7 protein-coding genes and 1 pseudogene are annotated in these 5,133 nt (G+C 67.7%); 7 read left to right on the top strand and 1 reads right to left on the bottom strand.

From position 1 onward, the window contains the following. Positions 1–128 (bottom strand): annotated as a pseudogene (locus tag DQP57_RS27375) (DUF4328 domain-containing protein); the annotation flags it as partial. A 481-nt stretch (positions 129–609) separates the two neighbouring features. Here DQP57_RS27375 and DQP57_RS26970 point away from each other — a divergent pair. The 7 genes from DQP57_RS26970 to DQP57_RS26055 form a co-directional block, all read left to right on the top strand. Continuing rightward, positions 610–765, top strand: a complete 156-nt coding sequence (locus DQP57_RS26970) for a hypothetical protein (RefSeq protein WP_165821908.1) — start codon at positions 610–612, stop codon at positions 763–765. A 148-nt stretch (positions 766–913) separates the two neighbouring features. Next, entirely contained in the window at positions 914–1,537 is a 624-nt protein-coding gene (locus tag DQP57_RS26080; protein WP_112635762.1) for a superoxide dismutase, read from the top strand. Between the two features lie 194 nt (positions 1,538–1,731). Then, on the top strand, positions 1,732–2,256 hold the full coding sequence (locus DQP57_RS26075; protein ID WP_112635760.1) for a peptidase: 525 nt from the start codon (positions 1,732–1,734) through the stop codon (positions 2,254–2,256). A 601-nt stretch (positions 2,257–2,857) separates the two neighbouring features. Continuing rightward, positions 2,858–3,256, top strand: coding sequence for a helix-turn-helix domain-containing protein (locus DQP57_RS26070; RefSeq protein ID WP_112635758.1), 399 nt, complete (start codon positions 2,858–2,860; stop codon positions 3,254–3,256). A gap of 142 nt (positions 3,257–3,398) precedes the next feature. Beyond that, positions 3,399–4,055: a DUF6474 family protein gene (locus tag DQP57_RS26065; protein WP_112635756.1), complete on the top strand. Its 657-nt coding sequence runs from the start codon at positions 3,399–3,401 to the stop codon at positions 4,053–4,055. A gap of 28 nt (positions 4,056–4,083) precedes the next feature. Then, complete coding sequence (locus DQP57_RS26060) at positions 4,084–4,746, top strand: YcnI family copper-binding membrane protein (protein WP_112635754.1); 663 nt, start codon at positions 4,084–4,086, stop codon at positions 4,744–4,746. Further along, positions 4,743–5,133: copper resistance CopC family protein (locus DQP57_RS26055; protein WP_133259317.1), on the top strand; the 391-nt coding region annotated here is incomplete at its 3' end. The genes DQP57_RS26060 and DQP57_RS26055, both read left to right, overlap by 4 nt.

Genomic DNA, 5,133 nt, shown 5'->3' with positions numbered 1-5,133 from the left:
CAGCGCGGGTCGGCCGGTGGGGCGTCCGGCGGGGGCGCCAGCAGGGCCCCGCGGCAGCGTGGACACCATTCGCGTTGCCGGTCACGCACGTTCCAGCGGGTGCCGCACTGGGAGCACACCTGGATCACCGGACCAGACTAACGCCGTCCCGACACCGGCCGTCGAACCGCGGGCCGCGGGCCGCGCGGCCGGCCGCCGCCGTCTGCCGCGAGGGCCGGATTGGCAACCCGCCCAGGGACCGCCGACTATCCACAGTTTCCACAGGTTTATCCACATAGACAGAGGGGGTATAGAAAGCATCGCTACAGCCCCTGGCGGCTGACGGTGGTGTAACTGTGGATAACACCCCGGCGGTGTCGGCACCCCATCGACAGCCGAAGCGGGTCGCCGAGCGAAATGCATTGCCTTGCTAAGCACCCTTACGACCAGCGCGTCCGGCCGCGGATCGGCCCCCACCCGGTGCGGCGCTTCCGGCCCCGCCGCCCCTCGCCAACGCCCAGCTCAGCGCGATATTTCTCAAGGCCGCCACGAAGCGCTATGATCGCGTTCGCGAAAAGTGTTTGTGACTCACCTCACTGACGCGAGGTGACCGGGGGTGGAAGGCGATTGATGGCCACGCAGTCGTTCGGTCCGGGTTCACCGGGCCCGTCGAAGTCGTATTGCGGCTCGCCGGCGTGGAATCACAGCTATAGCATCGCCGCGCTGCGCGCCGGGCTGATCGCCCTGGCGTTGCTGGCCGTGCTCGCAGTCATCGTCTTGTCTTGAATCGCCGCTCAGCGGGTATCCGCGTTCCGGCTCACAAGGGTCGTTCTTGCGGAGCGCGCGGTCATGGAGCAGGGTTGATAACGGCCGGCCGCCGCAAGACGGCGCCGCGCGACTGAGCGTCAAGACGATAATCGAAGAAAGGAATGCCGTGGCTGAATACACCCTGCCCGACCTGGACTGGGACTATGCAGCGTTGGAACCGCACATCTCCGGGCAGATCAACGAGATCCACCACACCAAGCACCACGCCACGTACGTCAAAGGCGTGAACGACGCTCTGTCCAAGCTCGAAGAGGCCCGCGCCAACGAGGACCACGCTGCGATCTTCCTGAACGAAAAGAACCTCGCCTTCCACTTGGGCGGCCACGTCAACCACTCCATCTGGTGGAAGAACCTGTCGCCGGACGGCGGCGACAAGCCGACCGGCGAACTGGCCGCCGCGATCGATGACGCCTTCGGGTCCTTCGATCGCTTCCGCGCTCAGTTCAGCGCGGCCGCCAACGGACTGCAGGGTTCGGGCTGGGCGGTCCTGGGTTACGACACCCTGGGCGGCCGGCTGCTCACCTTCCAGCTCTACGACCAGCAGGCCAACGTTCCGCTTGGCATCATCCCCTTGCTGCAGGTCGACATGTGGGAGCACGCGTTCTACCTGCAGTACAAGAACGTCAAGGCGGACTACGTCAAGGCGTTCTGGAACGTCGTCAACTGGGCGGATGTGCAGAAGCGGTACGAGGCCGCGACGTCGAAAACCCGGGGCCTGATTTTCGGCTGACTTCATTTCGATCGGCGGGGGCGTCGCGCGGTTGCGCGGCGCCCCCGTCGTTTGTTCGACCCGCACCGAACCGCACGAGTAGGCCTGCGCCGCTGACCGTGTCGTGTTGCATGGCGCCTAAACCGCAGGCATGCTTAATTATTCGGACTTGCCAGTGTGGTTGTTCCAAGCGGAGTCATCGCGCGGAGGTCGAAATGGAAACTGGGTCGGATGGTCCTATCGGGGTGTCCCCGTTCCATTCTCGTGGCGCCTTGAAAGGGTTCGTGATCTCCGGGCGGTGGCCCGATTCGACCAAAGAATGGGCCCAGCTCCTCATGGTCGCGGTCAGAATCGCGTCGCTGCCCGGATTGCTCTCGACCACAACGGTCTTCGGTGCCCGCGAGGAATTGCCGGACGAACCCGAGCCCGGCACGGTCGGCCTGGTGCTCGCCGAGGGCACGGTGTTCGGTGAATCAGCCATCCAGCCAGGCTATTTCGCGGAGCATCAGCCGCCGGCGCTGCTCATGTTGCACCCGCCGTCGGAAACCACGCCGTCACTGCCCGAATGCACCGGCGCGGCATCGGGGTGCGTCTTGCTGCCGGGTCTGCCCTATCTGGGACTCGAGCACCGGGCGGCCTGGGTGGAAGCCGAGGCCGACGGAACCATCACCTCGATGGTGAGCCGGGTCGGCGTCGACCCGATCAGCCACCCCGACACGGCGATATTGCTCGCCGCGTGAGGACCTGCCCGACGACCGCCGCGGTTTCGCGGTCGGGTGCGAACCGCGATTCACCTTGCCGACCGTGGCGTGGGCCGGTTGGCACCCGCCCGAGCCGTTTCCGCAACCGCGGTCGCGTCGGCGTTGGCGCGCCGCAGAACCGTCGATGCGTTTCGGCGCGGTACCAGCGCCGTCCGGCTAAGTTAACCGCGCCTCGGCCATCGTCGCCCGGCGGCCGCGAAACCGGCGAACGGGACCGTCGCGGGGGCACTTTTCACACCCGGCAGCAAAGGGTGTGCTGAATCTGCCCTGATAACGGGCCCGTTGCGGAGCGATCGCCCAGCACGTCCCGGCATATTATCGCGCCCGTCAGCGCACCTTTCGCCCGCCACCTTGGAACGAACGTCCGATTCTGCGGATAACCTGTGAGTTTCAAGGATTTGGTGGACACCCCAGCGAATCAGTTAGACGCTCGTCTAGTGGGGAGTTGGTAAGCGTCAGCTACGCGGGTCGGGATTCCCTTGGGGTTTGCACCTGGTTACGATCACCAAGCCTCGCTACCATGATCAGCAAATATACCTAGGTAACAGTTCACTTCTACAGCCCAGTGGAGGTCATATCAATGAGCACGACGTTCGCTGCTCGCCTGAATCGCCTGTTCGACACGGTGTATCCCCCGGGACGCGGGCCGCACACCTCCGCGGAAGTGATCGCGGCGCTCAAGGCAGAGGGCATCACGATGTCGGCTCCCTACCTCTCCCAGTTGCGTTCCGGCAATCGCACCAACCCATCGACGGCGACCATGGCCGCTCTGGCCAACTTCTTCCGCATCAAGCCGGCCTACTTCACCGACGACGAGTACTACGAGAAGCTCGATAAGGAGCTGTCGTGGTTGGCCACGACGCGCGACGACAACGTGCGCCGCATCGCGGTGCGCACCGCCGAGCTGTCCCCGGAGGCGCAACGCGAGGTCATGGAGCGGGTCAACGAACTTCGCCGCGCCGAGCACCTAGACGCCTGACGTCCACGCCGGGCACCGGCCGTGGGGCGTGCCCTGGAGGGCTGCCGCCCGCCCATTCCCATTAGGGTTGGCTCAGCGGATCGCGCAACCGCGAGAGCGATAGACAACGATTGCCAGCGAGATCACCGGGAGGCGGCCGGGAATGGGCCTGTTCCGCAAGCGAAAGAGCCGCGCGACGCGTCGCGCCGAAGCCCGCGCGATCAGGGCCCGCGCGAAGCTCGAAGCCAAGCTGGCCGCGAAGAATGAGGTGCGCCGCGTCAAATCCGCTCAACGGGCGGAGGGCAAGGCGCTGCGCGCGCAGATCAAGGCGCAGCGAGACCGCGACCGCAACGCCCTGAAGGTCGCGGAGGCCGAACTCAAAGCCGCGCGGGAGGGCAAGATCTTCTCACCGACACGAATCCGCCGGGTGCTGACGGTGTCTCGCCTGCTCGCGCCGATCCTCACCCCGCTCATCTACCGGGCGGCGGTCGCCGCCCGCGCGCTCATCGACCAGCGGCGTGCGGATCAACTCGGCATTCCGCTGGCCCAGATCGGCCAGTTCTCCGGTCACGGCGCCCAGCTGTCCGCCCGCATCGCGGGGTCGGAAAAGTCGCTGCGCATGGTGCAGGACAAAAAGCCCAAGGACGCCGAGACCAAGCAGTTCGTGTCCGCGATCGCCGAGCGGCTCACCGATCTGTCGGCGGCGGTCACCGCGGCGGAGAACATGCCGGCCGCGCGGCGCCGAGCGGCTCACGCCGCGATCTCGACGCAGCTCGACGGGATCGAGGCGGACCTGATGGCCCGCCTCGGCCTGAGCTGACCGCCCGCACGAAAGGCAGCATCCCGGCATGCCCGTCCACAGCAGGTGGATATCCCGCACCCTGACCGTCATCGCCGCGGCCATCGCCCTCTATCTCGGTTCGGCCGCCCAACTTCCCGCCGCCTGGGCCCACGTGCACGCCAGCAGCGACAACGCGGTGCGCGGGGCCATGGCGATCGTCACGTTCCAGGTGCCCAACGAGTCGAACAACGGGGCGCTCACCACCGCCCTGACCGTCACGCTTCCCAACGTCGCATCGGCGCGCACCGAAAGCCTGCCGGGCTGGACGGCCAGGCTCGACCGCGACGCGGCGTCGGGCACCGTGCGGTCGGTGACGTGGACCGCCGCCCTCACCGGCGGCATCGGGGCGGATCAATTCGCCCTGTTCCGGCTGTCGGTGAAGCTGCCCGACACCGACACCGTCAGCTTCCCCGCCACGCAGACCTACTCCGACGGAACCGTCGTGAAGTGGGATCAGCCGCCGCTGCCCGACGGGAGCGAGCCCGAGCACCCGGTTCCCATGCTCGCCCTGGCCACCGGCGCGGCGGCACCGCACCAACACCACGGCTCCCCCGGCACGGCGCCGGCGGGGCCGAATGGGGCCGACAACCCGGCCCGACTGCTGGGCGGCGCCGCCCTGGTGGTCGCCGCCGCGGGCATCGCGATGGCCCTGATCCGCCGGCGAGCATGAAGCGCCTGGCGGTTGGCGCGTGCGTCGGCGTCATGTTTGTCATCGCGACACTGACCGCGCCGGCCGCGTCGGCCCACGCCGCCCGCGTGGCCACCGACCCCGCCGCCGATGCGGCGCTGGCGACGGGCCCGCAGCGGGTGAGCGCCACGTTCAACGAGCAGTTGCAAACCACGTTCGCCGCCATGACGGTGGTCGGTCCCGACGGCAACGTCTGGTCCACCGGCGAGCCCACCGTGCAGGGCGCGGTGGTCGGCATCGCCCTGCGAGCGCTGGGCCCGGCCGGAACGTACACGGTGAACTACCGCGTCACCTCCGCCGATGGCCACGTGGTGTCCGGGTCCTGGTCGTTTCGGCTCACGGTGCCCGGCACCGGCACGCCTGGTCCTC

It is taken from the genome of Mycobacterium colombiense (assembly GCF_003284935.1).
In the GTDB taxonomy this organism is placed as follows: Bacteria; Actinomycetota; Actinomycetes; order Mycobacteriales; family Mycobacteriaceae; genus Mycobacterium; species Mycobacterium arosiense_A.
This window is presented reverse-complemented; position numbering and strand designations above follow the sequence as displayed.